General features: G+C 74.3%; 10 protein-coding genes. 2 read left to right on the forward strand and 8 right to left on the reverse strand.

Annotation, left to right across the window (positions count from 1 at the left end; genetic code table 11):
* Window positions 1–60: 60 nt before the first annotated feature.
* Window positions 61–2,439, reverse strand: coding sequence for an acylase (locus D7193_RS06395; protein ID WP_120779295.1), 2,379 nt, complete (start codon window positions 2,437–2,439; stop codon window positions 61–63).
* Between the two features lie 102 nt (window positions 2,440–2,541).
* Complete coding sequence (locus D7193_RS06400) at window positions 2,542–3,759, reverse strand: hypothetical protein (RefSeq protein WP_120778387.1); 1,218 nt, start codon at window positions 3,757–3,759, stop codon at window positions 2,542–2,544.
* A 309-nt stretch (window positions 3,760–4,068) separates the two neighbouring features.
* Between D7193_RS06400 and D7193_RS06405 the strand changes: the two genes are divergently transcribed.
* Complete coding sequence (locus D7193_RS06405) at window positions 4,069–5,733, forward strand: gluconokinase (protein WP_120778388.1); 1,665 nt, start codon at window positions 4,069–4,071, stop codon at window positions 5,731–5,733.
* Window positions 5,734–5,740: 7 nt separating this feature from the next.
* On the opposite strand, the gene D7193_RS34060 is transcribed toward D7193_RS06405, so the two are convergent.
* Window positions 5,741–6,025, reverse strand: a complete 285-nt coding sequence (locus D7193_RS34060) for a putative quinol monooxygenase (protein WP_120778389.1) — start codon at window positions 6,023–6,025, stop codon at window positions 5,741–5,743.
* 134 nt (window positions 6,026–6,159) lie between these two features.
* On the opposite strand from D7193_RS34060, the gene D7193_RS06415 reads away from it, so the two are divergent.
* Window positions 6,160–7,428 (forward strand): serine hydrolase, encoded by a 1,269-nt coding sequence (locus D7193_RS06415; protein WP_120778390.1) that lies wholly within the window; start codon window positions 6,160–6,162, stop codon window positions 7,426–7,428.
* A 50-nt stretch (window positions 7,429–7,478) separates the two neighbouring features.
* Here D7193_RS06415 and D7193_RS06420 read toward each other — a convergent pair whose 3' ends face one another.
* The 5 genes from D7193_RS06420 to D7193_RS06440 all read right to left on the reverse strand — a co-directional run bounded on the left by D7193_RS06420 (window position 7,479) and on the right by D7193_RS06440 (window position 15,863).
* A complete protein-coding gene (locus D7193_RS06420) occupies window positions 7,479–8,237 on the reverse strand; it encodes a MerR family transcriptional regulator (RefSeq protein WP_120778391.1) in 759 nt (252 codons plus the stop codon).
* Between the two features lie 51 nt (window positions 8,238–8,288).
* A complete protein-coding gene (locus D7193_RS06425; protein ID WP_241562830.1) occupies window positions 8,289–10,604 on the reverse strand; it encodes a putative bifunctional diguanylate cyclase/phosphodiesterase in 2,316 nt (771 codons plus the stop codon).
* Between the two features lie 326 nt (window positions 10,605–10,930).
* Window positions 10,931–13,141: a trypsin-like serine protease gene (locus D7193_RS06430; RefSeq protein ID WP_120778392.1), complete on the reverse strand. Its 2,211-nt coding sequence runs from the start codon at window positions 13,139–13,141 to the stop codon at window positions 10,931–10,933.
* A 119-nt stretch (window positions 13,142–13,260) separates the two neighbouring features.
* The gene (locus tag D7193_RS06435) at window positions 13,261–14,766 is read right to left on the reverse strand and encodes a hypothetical protein (protein ID WP_120778393.1); all 1,506 of its coding nucleotides are present in this window, start codon (window positions 14,764–14,766) and stop codon (window positions 13,261–13,263) included.
* Window positions 14,763–15,863 (reverse strand): hypothetical protein, encoded by a 1,101-nt coding sequence (locus D7193_RS06440; RefSeq protein WP_120778394.1) that lies wholly within the window; start codon window positions 15,861–15,863, stop codon window positions 14,763–14,765. Before D7193_RS06440 ends, D7193_RS06435 begins: the two co-directional genes overlap by 4 nt.
* Window positions 15,864–15,901 lie beyond the last annotated feature (38 nt).

The following is a 15,901-nucleotide window of genomic DNA, read 5'->3' on the forward strand; positions in this document are numbered from 1 at the left end:
CCGGAATCGCCGCACGCCCTGTGGAGGACGTGCGGCGATTTGACCCGAGGGGCGGCGGCGTCAGTGGTGGCGGCCCTCCCCCACGCGGTACGTGCGCAGGTTCGGATCGGCGTTGATCTGCGCCTCGGTGTACTTGATGGTGTCCCAGCCCTTGCGGGAGTAGAGCGCGGTCTGGTCTCCGTACCAGGGCGAGTTCGGGTCGGTCGACTGGGAGTAGGTGAGGATCTGCCGGCCGGACGGCCCGTTCGGGCCCAACTCGACGGCCATCACGAACGACGACCCGTGCACCACCTTGGGGTAGCCGACGCCCGGTGAACGGGTGCTGACGATCATGTTGAAGATGCCGGCCTCGGCACGTCCACCGTGGATCGGGATGCGCCGGTCGCCGCGCGGTTCGGTCTGGATGTCGCCGAGCCGGGCGTCGAGCGGGATGCCGGCGAGGTTCCGGACGGCGTCGGCGAGCGCGGTGAGCACCCGAGGGTCTGTCGTGTCGAGCCGCCGCGGGGTGCGTACGGGGTCGGCGGCGGAGAAGGCGTCGGCGAAGCGCAACCCGCTCTCGACCGCGAACTCGATGAACACGTGGGCGCCCCGGCTGTCGAGGTCGGCGTGCAGGTCCCAGCGCTTCAGCGCCGCGCACGCGTCGCGTACGTCCACGGTCGTACCGTCGGACGCGGTGGCGGTGGGCCGGCCGGTGCACAGCGCCACGAGGTCGTCGCGGACGAGTTCGCCGCCGTACACCCGGTTGCCGAAGACGGTCTGCCACAGCCGCTCGGCGGTGAACCCGCGGCCGGGTAGGCCGTCGGTGCCGGCGAGGCGCTGCCGCACCTGGTCCAGCCCGAGCCGCGTCCGCAGGCTGCGCGGTGTGCGCTCGTCGCCGATGATCCGCGGGTACCCCTCCAGCGGCGCCTCGGGGTTGGCCAGCCAGTAGCTGTCGTTCGAGTTGGTCACGTAGTCCGTCCGGAACCGGACCGGCAGGTCGGCGGGGCCGAAGATCCCGGGGACGGCGGCGTCCCGGTCGGCGCCGAGCGCGCACGCGGACCGGGATCCGTCGAGCACGGCCTGGCCGCTGCTGGTGTAGAGGGGCCGGAAGGCGGCGGGGATGCAGGTGGCGGCGAGCGCGTCGGTCACCCGGGGGATCACCGAGTGGTCGGCGTACAGGGCCTCGCCGCGGGCGTCGGCGGCGATCACGTTGACCCACGGCAGGAACTGGTAGTGGTCGAGCACCCGCTTCAACTCGCGTACGGTCGAGGCCCGGCCCATCTGGAGCCACCCGTCGAACGCCCGGTTGTTGGTGGCGTTGACGTCGGTGATGGCGTACGCGGTGGTGGCCGTCCAGTCGAAGGTGCCGGGCACCACGACGACCGGCCCGTAGTGGGTGTCGTGGAAGGTGCGGCGCACGGGGACGAGATCGCCCTTCGGGCCGCGCACCTGGACGGTCACCGTGCGGGTGGTCATCTTCCGCGGCCGGCCGTCGACGTAGTAGGAGGTCGGGTCGCCGGGGACCAGGGCGAGCCGGTGCCAGACGAAGCGGCGGGCGGTGGAGACGGTGTGGCTCCAGGCGAGCGTGCGGTTGTGGCCGATCTCGACGATCGGGTCGCCGATCAGCGCGGCGCCCTCCACGTCGTAGCGGCCGGGCACCTTGAGGTGCATCCGGTAGAAGCGTTCCGCGCCGTCCCACGGGAAGTGCGGGTTGGCCAGCACCATCCCGCCCCGCGTCGCGGTGGCCGCCTCGCCCAGCCCGTACGCGTTGCTGCCCACCCCGGCCGGCGCGCCGTCGGCGGCGGCGAGCACCGCGGCCGCGCCCGGCGCGTCCTGGGCGGCGGCCGGGCCGGTGGCGGTGGGCGGGGCCGCGGCGACGATTCCGTCCAGCACCGCGGCCGAGCCCGCCCGGACCATGCTGGCCCACGTGGTACGCCAGACGTCCAGTTCGGTGAGCGGCCGTACCCACCCCCGCCCCCGGCAGGCGGGGTCGGAGAGCTTCGCGGCGCCGACACGACGCAGGTAGGAGTTGTAGCCGGCGGCGAAGCCCCGCACGAGGTCCCGGACGTCGTCGGTGGGGGCGTGCACGCCGTCGCGGCGGCCGGCGAGCAGCCGCTCGACCGCCCGGTCCTCGACGGCCTTGCGGTAGAACAGGTCGCTGCGCACGTTGGGATCGGTCGGTCCGCTCGCCCCGAACCAGCGGGACCGTTCGCCGTTGACGGTCACCGCCGTCTCGGCGATGACGCAGAGATTGTCCTCGGCCTGGGCGTATCCGACCCCAAAGCCCAGGTCGGCGAAGCTGCGGGCGGTGATGTGCGGCACCCCGTACGACGCGCGCCGGATCTCGGCGGCGTAGCCGTGGTCCCGCTGGTGCGCTCCGGCCGGGACGGCGGCCAGCCCGGAGGCGACCAGTCCCGTCACGACCAGTGCGGCGCCGACACGTTTCGAGCGAGCGGTCATCGCGTCCTCCCCCGTCACGGCCACCCGGGCGCCGGCGCCCGAGAGGCATTCACATCCGTGCATTCTCGCGCCGTGGGCGCGCCACGGAAACCCCTGGCGCGGTCAGTCGCCCTGGCCGAGGGCGCGACGCATCCGGGCGGCCGACAGGGTGAACGCCTGCTTCTCGTCGACGAGGCAGCCGGCGAGCAGCTCGCGGGCGCGGTCCCGGACCACGGGCGCGTCGGGATGGCCGGGCAGCCACTGCTCCGGCTCTCCGACCGTCAGCTCGGCCCGGCCGCCGGGCAGCGGCACCGCACCGGACGGGAGACCGCCGAGCCGGTCGAGATGCCCGGCGGAGAGCAGTTGGTACCACATGGCGTCCGGGACGAGTTCGTCGGCGAGCAGCTCCACGCCGGGGCGCCGGGTGACCGGTGGCCCGTCGGCCGGCGTGCGCTGCGACCACTGTGGGAGGAGCACCCGCCGGCTGTCCGGTTCCACGTCCACCCCGGCCCACACCAGCGCCCCGGCGTGCCTCCGGACCAGGTCGCGCAGTCGGCGCATCCGCTCCACCAGACCCGCCGGGTCGCCCCGCGGCGGCGCGGCGGTGAGCGACGCCGCCGGCACGGCGTTGTGGAAGTCGCTGCCGACGGTCGCGGCCACCAGCGGGTCGGTGAGGTCGCCGGCGAGCACCGTCATCGTGGTGGCGGTCGGCAGGGTGGACAGCACGGCCGCCGCGACCGGACGGGCCGTCTCGGCGGTCACCGGCACCCGGACGCCGAGCACGACGACGCTCGTCTCGTCACCCGGCCGGCGCTCGGCGTGCCACCAGTCGAGCGCCACGTCGAGCAGGGGCAGCGGCGGTGGCGCCGACGGCGGGGCCACACCACCTCCCGGCCGGGGGCTCGGGATGGCGACCGGCCGAGGGCCCGGAGTGTCGGTGAACGGCAGGCCGAGTGGGCCGCGCAGGTACGCCCGCGCTGACGGGCCGTGCTCCTCGATCGCGTCGATGGGGTCGTGCCGCGCCACCGAGACCACGGCGTCCCGCACGCCGGCCCCTCGCAGGTGCCCCGCCAGCAGTTCCGGTACGGCGAGGATCTGCTCCGCGGGGAGCGGGCCGAAGTCGATGAAGAGCAGGTGCGCCCCGGGCACCGGGACCGGTGACGACACGAACGCCGGCCCCACCGGCTCGCCGTCGGCTCCCGGCGCCTGCATCGCGAGCAGAGCCGGCCGGAGCACGGCCATGGCGGCCGCGACGCGGACGTCGTCGGAGCGCACCTCGATCATCAGGCTCTGCTGCTCCCGCACGACATCATCGATGTCGAGCACGACGACGACAGCCATGCGTCCCCCCGTGATCGTGTTGTCCGTACCGAATCGACTCCCGTTTTCCACGCCTGTCGCTTTCGGCGACCGGACCGGCCGAATTTGTCGGTCGAGCGCTATTGACAGGCGAAGAGAGGTGCCGGGGAGCATATGGCGGACGCCATTCCGCCGTGGGCCGGTCAGGTCCGCTGCGCTCCCATCCGACCCATCGGCGACATTGGCACGAATACGCGGCCCGCGAAAATACGCGGCGCGATTCCTGCGACGTAACGCAATTGGCGGTAGGGGCGCTATTCGCGAATCGCAACAGGGTCGCCTCGTCGGGGGATGACGGCGCTCAGGCGCGTGATCGCCGTACAGGTCCGCGCGCGTCTCGGTAACGTCAGCCGCAGGCGGGTGGCGCCGCCCGCCACCCCGGGCGCGAAGGGGGTGAGCGTCGTGGCCGGCACGGGACGTTCACCCGCTGTCGTGGTCGGCGTCGACATCGGCACGACCAGCACCAAGGCGGTCGCGTACGACACCCGCGGGCAACTGCTCGCCTCCGCGACCGCCGGCTATCCCCTCGACGAGCCCCAACCCGGGTACGCCGTCCAGGACCCGTACCGCATCCTCGACGCCGTACGCGAGACGGTCCGCGCGACGGTCGCGGACCTGGACCGGCCCGTGGCCGGGTTGTCGTTCGCCACCGCGATGCACAGCCTCATCGGGCTGGACGCCGACGGTGAGCCGCTCACGCCGTCGGTCACCTGGGCCGACTCGCGCGCCAGCCGGCAGGCCGAACGGCTCCGCGCGGTGCCCTCGGGCCTCGCCCTGCACCGCCGCACCGGCACGCCGGTGCACCCGATGGCACCGCTGCCGAAGCTGCTCTGGTTCGCCGAACAGGAGCCGGTGCTCTTCGAGCGCGTCGTCCACTGGGTGGGCATCAAGGACTGGGTCCTGCTGCGCCTCTGCGGGCTGCTGGTCACCGACCACTCGGTGGCCTCGGGCACCGGCCTCATGGACATCCACACCCTCACCTGGGACACCGAGGCGCTGGCGATCGCCGGCATCACCACCGAGCAGCTGCCGCGGCTGGTGTCGACCACCGCCGTGCTGCCCCGGCTCACCCCCGAGGCGGCGGCGGCCACCGGACTGCCCGAGCGGACCCCGGTGGTGGTGGGCGCCGGGGACGGCCCGCTGGCCAATCTCGGGCTCGGCGCGGTGCACCCCGGCATGGTGGCCTGCTCGATCGGCACCAGCGGTGCGATGCGGGTGGTGGTGGAGCGCCCGGGCGTCGACCCGCTCGGCGGGGTGTTCTGCTACGCGCTCACCGAACGTCGCTGGGTGGTGGGGGGCGCCATCAACAACGGCGGCATCGTGCTCCGGTGGGCCGGCGACGCGCTCGCGCCGGAGCTGGGCGAGCAGGCCGAGGAGGACCTGGTGGCCCTGGCCGCCCGGGCACCGGTCGGCTCGGGCGGGCTCATCATGCTGCCGTACCTGCTGAGCGAGCGGGCGCCGCACTGGAGCGCGCTGCCCCGGGCCGCGTACGTGGGGTTGACCCACGGGCACCGTCGGGAGCACCTGGTCCGCTCCGCCATGGAGGGCGTCTGCCAGCAGCTCGCGCTGGTGCTCGCGTCGGTGCGTTCGGCCGGCAACGAGGTCCGCGAGATCCGGGCCAGCGGCGGGTTCGCCCGCAGCGGGCTCTGGCGGCAGATCCTCGCCGACGCGCTCGGCGTGCCGGTGAGTTTCCCGGCCGGGACCGAGGGGTCCAGCTTCGGCGCGGCGCTGCTCGGCATGCAGGCCCTCGGCCTCATCTCGTCGATCGACGTGGCCGCCGACCTGGTCCGGATCGAGGAGGTCATCCGCCCCGACCCGGCCGCGTCCGCCACGTACGCGACGCTGCTGCCACTCTTCGCCGAGCTGTACGACGCGCTGGTGCCCACGTTCACGTCGCTGCGCCGGCTGGCGCCCGGCCTGCCCCCGGAGCCGATCCCGGAGCCTCCGCCGATGTGACGCGGGATCAGGGCGCCTCGACCGCGGAGATCAGGTATCGGTGTACCTCGGCGCCGCGGATGGCCACGGTCTGCTCCTCGGGCGGCCCCGAGCCGCGGAAGGCGAGCAGTTGCTCGGGGGACTCCCACCGCTCGTAGACGTTGATCCGCCCCGGCTCGAGCAGGTCGGGGCTGATCGCGAAGTCGACGCACCCGGGCGCCGAGCGGGCCTGCCGGACGACGTCGCGGCAGGACGCGAGGTAGTCGTCCCGCCCGGCCGGATCGACGTAGAGACTGCCGGCGACGATGAGCACTGTGGACCTCCCGGTCACGGCGGCGACCCGCCCATCCTCTCCCGGATCGGCCGGCCGCGGGGGTCCGCCGCCCCGGACGGGTGACGTGGTCGCCGTCCGCACCACCGACCTCAGGGGCTTCTTATCGTACGAACGTGAAGAAAACAGACAAGCAGGTCTCATCTTCCCGGAGGACGGGCCGCCGCGTACTCCTGACGAGGCTGGTCGCCACGGGCCTCGCGCTCGCGCTGCTGCCGTCCGGGCCGGCGCTCGCCGACGGCGGCGGGCCGGAGCCCCAGCGGCCCCCGGCCAGCACCCTCGCCTGGCTGGCCGTGCCCGGCGGGGCGTTCTCCGTCGACAGCGGGACGCGCACCGTGCGCTACCGGGCCTGCGACGGCGACACCGGTCGGGTCGCCGACCCGGACATGCGGGTCGACGGACGGGTGGCCAGCGGCGAGGTCACGGTCGACGACACGACGTACGCCTACGACGTGCCGCTGGTCGGTCGCACCCGCGGCATCGTCGAGGTGACCCGGCCCGACGCCGAGCCCGTGGGGCTGGTCGGCGACGTCGTCACCGAGCCGCAGCCGCCCACCGACCCGGTCGCCGGTCGACGGCTGCTGCCGCTCACCGGCCAGCTCCGGCAGGTGGTGGACGCCTCGACCGCCAACCCGGCGGGGGTGACCGTGCGCGACCTCTCCGGCCGGTACGGCGACCAGCAGATCGCGGTCAACGGCACGTTCCGCCCGAAGGCGGCCAGCGTGATCAAGTTGTGGATCCTGGTCGAGCTGCTGCGCCGCGTGGACTGCGGCCAGGTGTCGCTGGACGACGAGGTGCTGGTCACCCCGGCCCAGGTCGTCGACGGCACCGGCGAGCTGCAGCACGAGGAGTTCCCGCGGCTGGTCACCCTGTACCGGCTGGCCGAGTACATGATCAAGTACAGCGACAACACCGCCGCGAACGTGCTCATCGACTACTTCGGCGGTTTCGCACCGGTCAACGACCTGATCGACTCGATGAACCAGCGGGAGACGATCCTCGCCCGCAAGATGCTCGACACCGAGGCTGCCATGCGCGGCGAGGAGAACTACACGAGCCCGGACGACGTGGTCGCCCTGCTGGGCGCGGTGTGGGACGCGCAGATCCTCACCCCGGCCTCCCGGGACCTGATGATCGGGTTCATGGCCGAGCAGACCCTCAACACCAAGATCCCGGCCGCGCTGCCGCCCGGCGTGCCGGTGGCGCACAAGACGGGTGACCTGCCCGACGCCTCGCACGACGTCGGCTACTACCTGATCCCCGGCTCGGAGACGGTCGTCGCCTTCCTCACCTCCGGCCCGATGGCGAGCGGTGACGAGACCGTCCGCCAGCTGGCCCGCACCGTCTACGACCACCTCGTGGACCCCGGGGCGGTCGAGGAGTGACACCGGCCGCGGGCCGCGCCCCGGTGCGGCGCGGCCCACAGCCGGACACGTCACGCGCGGCTGACCGCGTTGGCGTGGATCGCCTCGCTCAGGTACGCGGCCAGCCCGGGAGCGATGCTCTCGTAGTGCGCCGTGAACCGCTCGTCGGCCAGGTACATGTCGGCCAGGCCGGTGTGGATCTCGTACGAGCACTCGTAGAACCACCGGCCGATGATCTGCCGGTGCTCCTCGGCCAACTCCATCGCCTCCGCGCTGTCCGCCGGCGCACCCGTGGACATCACGGCCACGATCCGCCGGCCCCAGTCCTCGTTCTCCTGTCTGATCCGCAGCCAGTCGTCCTTGCCGTACCGGGACGTCCGCCGGTTCGACTCCCGGTACGCCTCGCCGCCGCCCCACCGCCGCTCCGCCTCCTCGGCGTACGCGTCCGGGTCGGCATCCCCGAAGACCTCGAACCGCTCCTCCGGGGTCAGCCGGATGTTCACCTTCTTCGCCTCCATCGCGAACTCGATCGCCGTGACCATCTCCTGCAACCGCTTGATCCGTACCGTCAGCAGCTCGTGCTGGTGGCGCAGGTGTACGGCCGGGTCGGCCGCCGGGTCGTCGAGGATCGCGGCGATCTCTTCCAATGGGAACCCCAGCTCGCGGTAGTAGCGGATGAGCTGCAACCGCTCCAGGTCCGCGTCGTCGTAGCGGCGGTAACCGGCGGCGCTGCGCCCGCTCGGCGAGAGCAGGCCGATCTCGTCGTAGTGATGCAGCGTCCGGACCGTCACGCCGGCGGCCTTCGCCACCTGGCCCACCGTGTACGCCATGGTGTCCCCTCCCTTCCGCAAACCAGGCTGCAGCCTGCCGTTACGTGAGGGTCAAACCCGATTCTGGCCCACCGCGGCGGCCACGTCCGGCCGCCCGTAGAGGTAACCCTGACCCTGCGGGCAGCCGATCGCGGCGACCGCCGCGTGCTGCCGCTCGGTCTCCACCCCCTCGGCCACCACCGCCAGGTCGAAGGCCCCGGCCAGCCGGGTCACCATCTCCACCGTGGCGTACGCGCGGTCGTCGTCGCTGTCGAGCCGGGCCACGAACGAACGGTCGATCTTCAGCTCGGTGGCCGGGATGCGGTGCAGGTAGCTCAGCGAGGAGTACCCGGTGCCGAAGTCGTCGATGGCGATGCCGATCCCCAGCTCGCGCAGCTGGCCCAGCCGGTCCAGCACCGCCTCGCTGCTCTCGATGAGCGCCGACTCGGTCAGTTCCAGGGTCAGCGCACGCGGCGCCAGCCCGGCGGCGGCGGTGGCCGCGGTGACCGTGGCGATGAGGTCCGGCCGGCGCAGGTGCGCCGCCGAGATGTTCACCGCGACCGTGGCCTGCGGCGCCCGCTTCCGCCACGTGGCCGCGGCGCGGCACGCCTCGTGGATCACCCAGCGATCGATCGGCAGGATGAGCCCCGCCTCCTCGGCCAGCGGCAGGAACCGGGCCGGCGTGAGCACGCCCAGCCGCGGGTGCCACCACCGCACCAGCGCCTCGGCGCTGCGCACGGCCCCCGTGGCGAGGTCCACGATCGGCTGGAACTCCAGGCGCAGCTGCCCCTCGTCGACGGCCCGGCGCAGGTCCGCGATCAGCTCCGCGCGGGACACCGCCGACTCTCGCAGCAACGGCGTGCAGATCCGGTACGCGGACTTCCCGGCGGCCTTGGCCGCGTACATGGCGATGTCGGCGTCGCGGAGCAGGTCGGTGGGGGACGCGTGCTGCGGGCCGTACTCGGCGATGCCGATGCTCGCCGACGGGTGGACGCCGGCGTCCTCCTCGCCGTCGGACGGCTGCAACGCCTGGAGCAGCCGTTGGGCCAGCCGTTCCGGTGCCGCGGAACTATCGCCGTCGACCAGCACCGCGAACTCGTCGCCGCCCAGCCGGGCGATGGTGCCGTCACCGTCCACGGCGGCCCGCATGCGGGCCGCCAGGCCGCTCAGCAGGGCGTCGCCGGTGGCGTGCCCGAAGCGGTCGTTGACCTGCTTGAACCCGTCCAGGTCGAGCAGCAGGACGGCCACCCGGCCGTCGTCGCGCAGCGCCCGGCGCAGCCGACGTGTGAACATCAGCCGGTTCGGCAGCCCGGTGAGCTGGTCGGTGTAGGCGAGCTGGCGCAGCTGGGCCACCAGCCACAGGTTCTCGTACGCGGCGAGCCCCTGCCGTACGGCCAGCGCCGCGAGCAGCGCCAGAATGCCGCCGAAGACGAGGTGCGGGGTCTGCCCGCTCGGCTGTCGGGCCAGCATCACCGCCACGATCGCCCCGCCCACCGGCAGGTACGGCAACGCCACCCGCCACCACGGCGGAGGCGCCGCGTCGGCCGTGTCGTCGGTGTCGGCGCGGACCGGCGGCGGCGGATATCCCGTCGCGGCGGCGATCAGCAGGTAGCTCAGCGGCCAGCACAGGTCGAGCGGATGACCGGGCGCGTAGTCGCCGCGCGCGAAGAGGGCCACGTACGCGGTGTCGGACAGCGCCCGGAGGGCCAGGCTCCCCGCGATGAGGCTCATCGGTCGCCACACCGGCCGGGCCGGACCGGCCACCGCGACCAGGATGGTGAGCTGCATCAGGTCGAACATGGGGTAGAGCAGCCCGAGCGTCCGGACCGGGTCGGCCAGGTCGGCGTCGGCGACGTTCCGGAACACCACCACCCACGCGATCGGCACGAGCGCCAGCGCGACGATCACCCCGTCGAGCAGGATGCGGGCGCGGCCGACGGCCGTGCGCGGGGCGGTGAGCGAGCAGAGCAGCGCGGCCGTGCCGGTGAGGATGCCGGCGGTGAAGACGGCGCCGATGAGCGGGGTGTGCGGGAGGTCGTCGCCGGTCAGCCGCTCGACGGTCCAGATCAGCCGCCCCGCCGCCGCGAGCGCCATGGTGGCGGCCAGCAGCGACCAGAACCGGCGGAGCGACGCGGGCTGGCGCCGCGCCGCGCTCGCGCAGGCGACGGCGGCCCACCCGGCCACCGTCATGGCGCCCAGGTCGCTGACGAGCGCCGCGGCCGGCAGCGCGGCCACGAGCCAGAACGCTTCGAGGAGGACGACGGATCCGGCGACGAGCAGGCCGGTCCGGCCGAGCGCCCTCGGCGGACGGGTGGGCGCGGTGGGCGCGGCCCCGCGCGGCTCGCGGGCGGCGGGCCCGGCGGCCGGCGTCAGCTCCTGCGGCGGCACGCTCGCTCCGGCTCCCTCCGTGCGGGCGCTCGACGGCGCGGACCGCCCCGGCAAACCCGGGAAAGCGTAGCCAGCGCCCGGGCACCGCCGCCAGAGCCGACACCGAGACCAATCAGGACGGCGGCGGGTCGCCCTGGCGGTGGAGGGTGACCAGCACGCCGTAGCGGGGCTCGTCGTCGCCTGCGTCCCCCCGCGCCGCACCGGCCTGGAGGCGCCCGCCGTCACGGCGTCCACCGCTGTGCACTGAGCCCGGCGCCGGCAGACAGGCGTGCGGGCCGCCCTCGCCGGGCGGCCCGCATCATCCCTGCTCTGTGGCGGTCAGCGCGTCACCAGCGGCGGGTGCTGTCCGGCCAGGAGTCGTACGGGCGGGCCGACAGGATCGGATCCCAACCGCCGCTCGCCGTGCCCGCCGGGACGTACGGCGCCACGTCGGACCCGTTGCCGTCGAACGGGCTGAGGTCGAACCATCCGGTCACCACGCCGTTCGCGTCACGCCGGTAGTACTGCCCACCGCCGGGCGAGACGAGCGACGTGAGCCCGCTCCACCCCGTCGCCACGAGGTCGGTGCGCTTCCACACGTCGTTCGCGTCGATCTCGTACGCCACGAGGATGCTGCCGGCCGTGGCGAGCAGCCGGTTGCGGCCGGTGGCGGCGAGGGTGGGCACGCCGAAGCCACTCGCCGGAGTCCGGTCGCCGTTGTAGACCGGCCAGCCGGGCAGGTCGGCGGCCACCGGCTTGGCCTTGTTCACCCGGTAGCGGCGCAGGAACGTGCCGGCGGTGCCGAAGAGGGTGCCGTTGCCGTCGTACACCAGCCGGTCATGCGTCCAGCCACCGACGTTGAGGTCGACCACGGAGAAGACCAGCGGGTCGAGGCTGACCACGTCGACGCGGTTCAGCCGCCCCTCCGTGCTCGTGACGAGCAGCGTGTCCGAGTTGAGGGTGGCCATCGCCTTCGGCGTGAAGCCGAGGGTCTGCTGCGACACGGCGGCGATCCGCTTCTCCCCGGTCACCGGGTCGAGCGCCGTGTACGACAGCCGACCGTCGGGCCGGGTGCCGAAGACCGACACGAGGCCGGTCCAGGGCCGGGCCGACAGGAGCACCTGGTTCCAGCCCGACGTGCTCACCGGGTCCGCCGGGAAGCTCTGGATGTCCGCGCCGCTGCCGTCGAGGGGGTTGGCGTCCCGGTACCGGTCCAGCCGGCCGGTGGACGTGCGGGCGTAGTACAGCCCACCTCCCGGGGACACCACGTGCGTCGGGCCGGCCCACCCGGTCGTCGCCAGGGCGCCTCCGGACCAGCCCGTGCCGGTGGAGTCGTTGCCGTAGATGCGGTAGGACAGCAGGCGCCCGTCGGAGGCCGTGCCGAGGATCCGCCCCGCGCCGGGGGAGGTGATGGTCTTCTGGCTGAAACCGGTGTCGATGACCGTCGTCCTGGTGAGGTCGTCGGCGCTCGCGGGCTTGGCGCGGGTGACGGTGCGCCGGTAGAGCTGGTTGGTGCTGCCGTTGATGTAGTACAGCGAGCCGTAGCCGTCGTACGTGATCCGGTCGTACGGCGACCAGCCGCTCGTGATCCTCGTGGTCGTGTAGGTCAGCGGGTCGTAGCCCGTGACGTCCACCCGGTACATGCTGCCGCCGGTGTCCGTGATCAGGATGGTGTCGGCGTTCAGCGTCGCCATGGCCTTCGGGGCGAAACCGAGGGCGACGGCGGACGTCCGGTCGGCCCGCAGGTCACCGGTCTCCGAGTCGATGACGCTGTAGGTCAGCCGCCCGTCGCCGAGCACACCGAAGATCTGCACGTCGGCGAGCTGCTCCCGGACCCACGCGCCGAGGTCGTCGACCCGGGTGGCGGTCGCGCCGTCGCGGGTCTCGGTCTCGCCGAGGCAGCCCTTCTGCCAGGACGTGGCGGCGATCGCCACCAGCTCGACGGCGCCCGCGTTGTCGCGGAACGCCGGCCCGCCCGCGTCGCCCTTGCAGATCGTGGCGCCCGAGGTGCCCAGCAGGCCGACCGCGCCCGTCGACACGTCCTGGACGGTGAAGCCGCCCTGGTGCAGCCGGTCGGGCACCCATTCCGTGCTGGTCCGGCCGTACCCGGTCACGGTGAGCGCCTCGGTGGCGGCCGGCGCCGTGGTGGCCAGCGCCACCGGCGGGACGTCGGTGACCGGCGCGGAGAGCCGGACCAGGGCGAGGTTGCGGCCCGGGTGCGGCGTCACGTGGGTGATGGTGCGCTGCTGGCCGGCGCCGGTGGTGAGGTCCGTCCGGCCGACCACCACGGTGCTGGGCCGGGCGGGTGCGCCGGCGGCCACGGGTGCGGCGCCGTCGGCGAAGCAACTCGCCGCCGTCACCACCCAGTCCGGGTCGATGAGCGCGCCCGAGCAGGCGCGGACGTCACCGAAGGTGACCTTCGCGGTGAAGCGGTAGACGCCGTCCGGCACCGGCTGCGCACCGGCGACGGCCTGGGCGGCGCCGCCGCCGAGCAGGCCGGCCGCGACCGTGGCGCCGAGCAGGGCGGCGCCCCACCGGCGTGAGCGGTGAGCTGACACGTGATCCCCCGTCCGAGCTGTACGAGCATTTCGAGCCTCGTGGATGTTATCCGGGTGACCGTTCGGAGGAGGCCCACGCTTCCATAAGCGATCAAGGCAGCCCTAAGCGGGCGTACACGTCAGTCCCACGCCTCCGCGGCGGGGCCGGCGTCGAGGTCCGGCGCGGTCGTCGGCGGGCCGCCGTGCGTCCACGGCGTCTCCTCCGGCGCGGGGAACGCTCCGGCGGGCAGGAAGGCGTCGGAGAGCGTCGTGTAGCAGACCCGCTCCCCCACCTCCGGCACGCTGCCCGCCGGTGCGGTCAGGCCGCGTCCCATGCCGCCGGACAGCTCCAGCACCACCTCGGTCTTGCCGTCCGCCGCCGGGGTCAGGAAGACCACCCGGGCCTTCTGGCCGGGCCGGACGGGCGAGTGGAGCGTCGCGCCGAGCGGCACCAGCACCGGCTCGGTGGTCACCACCTGGATCCGCGGGCGCAGCACGGGCCGCTTCCCGGTGTCGTCGACCCGTCCCGGATCGGCGAGCGTCACCTCGCCCACGAACGCCTCGCCGGTCAGCCGGTGCGCGGCCATCACGAGCGGGTCGTCGTAGGCGCGCTGCACCGCGTACGACGTGAGCGCCCGCTCCAGGCGGTGCAGACGGACGGCGGCCGCCACCGCGCCGTCGCGGCGGGGCTGCGGGCCGCCGCCCGCGTCGACGTGCTCGGCGTGCGCGGTGAACGCGTCCCGGTCGCCCGCCCAGCGCCCCTCGACCCGGGCGCCCGGCGGCAGCCCGCGCAGCAGTCCCACGCCGCGCCACATCAGCTCCCAGGTGGGCGCGAGCTGGTCGCGCAGGAGCGCCTCCAGCGTCGCGTACGCCCCGGCGCGGGCCTCTGGGTCGTCCTCCGCCGCGGCGTACGCCTCGATGGCCGGTGCGAGCCGACGGTTGTCGAAGTCCGGGTCGGTGGCCGGACCGGCGGGCGGGTGGAGGGCCGGATCCTCGGCCCGGGCGGCCGCCTCCGCGCCGGTCATCCCGGCGGGCGGGTCGATCCAACCGAGCAGCGCCGGCAGGTGCAGGTCCTCCACGGCGCTCTGTCCCGTCGCCCAGTGCAGGGTCAACGCGTCGGTCATGGCGAGCAGCGCCGACGAGCCGGGGTGCTCGGCCCGCTCAGCGAAGAAGGTCAGCCAGCGGCCGAGCAGCGGCACCGCCGGGGGCACCGGGTGCTCGCCGTCCGGCCGCCGGAACCGGGTGGAGCGGCCGAGCAACCGCAGGAAGGTGATCCCGGCCGGGTTCGGCACCAGCAGTTGCGGCGCGTCGACGTACCGGTGCCGCACGTCGCGGCCCCGGTCGACCGGCACCGCCTCGGTGGCCGCGCGGTGCCCGTCCACGTAGGACAGCAGGATCCCGGCCAGCTCGGCGGCGAACGCGAAGCGTTGGTCCCGGTTGCGCGGCTGCGGCACGACGAGCAGGCGCGCGTCGTCCGGCGCCGCGCCGACCAGCGCGCCGAGCGGGGCGTTCGCCTCACCCGCCAGGGCGAGCGGCACCACCACCAGCGGCCGCGCGTGCAGGTGCAGGTGCCGGACGGTCGCCACGGGCTGGGCGATTCCGGCCGCCACCGCCTGCGCCTTGGCGAGGGCGTGCAGCGTACTCATGCCGGAACGCCGAGCGCGTCGGCGCGCAACCGGGCGGCGGCGCGCAGCAGCGCGGCGGCCTCGGCCTGCTCGGGCTCGACGGCGTCCCCGCCGGCCGCGAGCGACAGCACCTCCGGCACCGTGGCGAGGCCGCCGAGCGCCTCCCGCGCGGGCCGGCCCAGCGCGGCGGTGTGGCCGCGCGCCTCGTGCCGGCAGAAGTACGCCAACTCGCAGCTGGCCAGGCACTCCGGGGCGTAACGGGCCTCCACGGTGGCGAGCGCGGTGGCCAGGGTCGCCGGCTCGGCGGTCAGGTCGGCCGTGAAGTCCTCCGGCACGGCGGCCAGCAGGTCGTCGAGCCGGGCCATCCGGCGGAGCTGCCGGCGCAGCACGAGCAGCTGCCGACGCACGTCGAGCAGGCTGGCCACCGGGCGGTTGGCGAAGTCGCGCGGGCAGATCAGCACCACCTCGTGCGACACCAGCTCCGGGTCGTGGCCGGCCGCGGCGAGCAGTTCGCGCAGCGCCAGCACGTACACCGCGGACTGGGTCGCGGCGGCCGAGACCTTCGCGGGGTCGGCCTGCCCGTCGATGACCGGAAAGGACTTGATCTCCACGACGTGGTACCGGCCGGCCAGCCGGGCGGCGACCAGGTCCGGTTCGAGGTGCACGCGCCGCCCGGCGACCTCGAGGCTGAGCAACGGGTGGTCGAACAGCGCGGCCGGTTGCTCCACGCCGGTCGGCGCGGCGGCGGTCAGCAGTTCCCGCGACCGGGCGTGTCGCTCGGGCAGGTCGTCGTCGGCGCCCAGGTCGGTCCAGTCGGCCCGGTCACCGGGCTCGACCCCGAGGCGCTCGGCGACCAGCCGGAGCAGCGCGACGCCGCCGTCGGCCTTGACCTGCGCCTCGAACGCGTTGCCCCGGCTGATGGCGAAACGGGACTGGCCGAACCGGGCGGGGAAGCCGATCCGCTCGGCCAGCTTCGGCTTGTCGACCCCGGCGCCGTCGAGCACCGCCCGCCGGGCGCAGCCGGGGTTTCCTGTCAACGCGGCGATCGTCCGGGCGTTGTGCCGCCGGGCCGGGACACCGCCACGGATGGCCGCCAGTCGCTCCTCGCTGCTCGTCATGATCCGCCAGGATATGCGCGTCGCGCCCGTCGGCGCGC

The sequence above is a fragment of the Micromonospora costi genome, assembly GCF_003626655.1.
Taxonomy (GTDB): Bacteria; Actinomycetota; Actinomycetes; order Mycobacteriales; family Micromonosporaceae; genus Micromonospora; species Micromonospora costi.

Excerpts from the sequence above, each read along its gene's own strand:
- D7193_RS06400 (WP_120778387.1), bottom strand. The coding sequence starts at position 3,759 with ATGGCTGTCGTCGTCGTGCTCGACATCGATGATGTCGTGCGGGAGCAG.
- D7193_RS06435 (WP_120778393.1), bottom strand. The coding sequence starts at position 14,766 with ATGAGTACGCTGCACGCCCTCGCCAAGGCGCAGGCGGTGGCGGCCGGA.
- D7193_RS06440 (WP_120778394.1), bottom strand. The coding sequence starts at position 15,863 with ATGACGAGCAGCGAGGAGCGACTGGCGGCCATCCGTGGCGGTGTCCCG.
- D7193_RS06395 (WP_120779295.1), bottom strand. The coding sequence starts at position 2,439 with ATGACCGCTCGCTCGAAACGTGTCGGCGCCGCACTGGTCGTGACGGGA.
- D7193_RS06405 (WP_120778388.1), top strand. The coding sequence starts at position 4,069 with ATGACGGCGCTCAGGCGCGTGATCGCCGTACAGGTCCGCGCGCGTCTC.
- D7193_RS06420 (WP_120778391.1), bottom strand. The coding sequence starts at position 8,237 with ATGGCGTACACGGTGGGCCAGGTGGCGAAGGCCGCCGGCGTGACGGTC.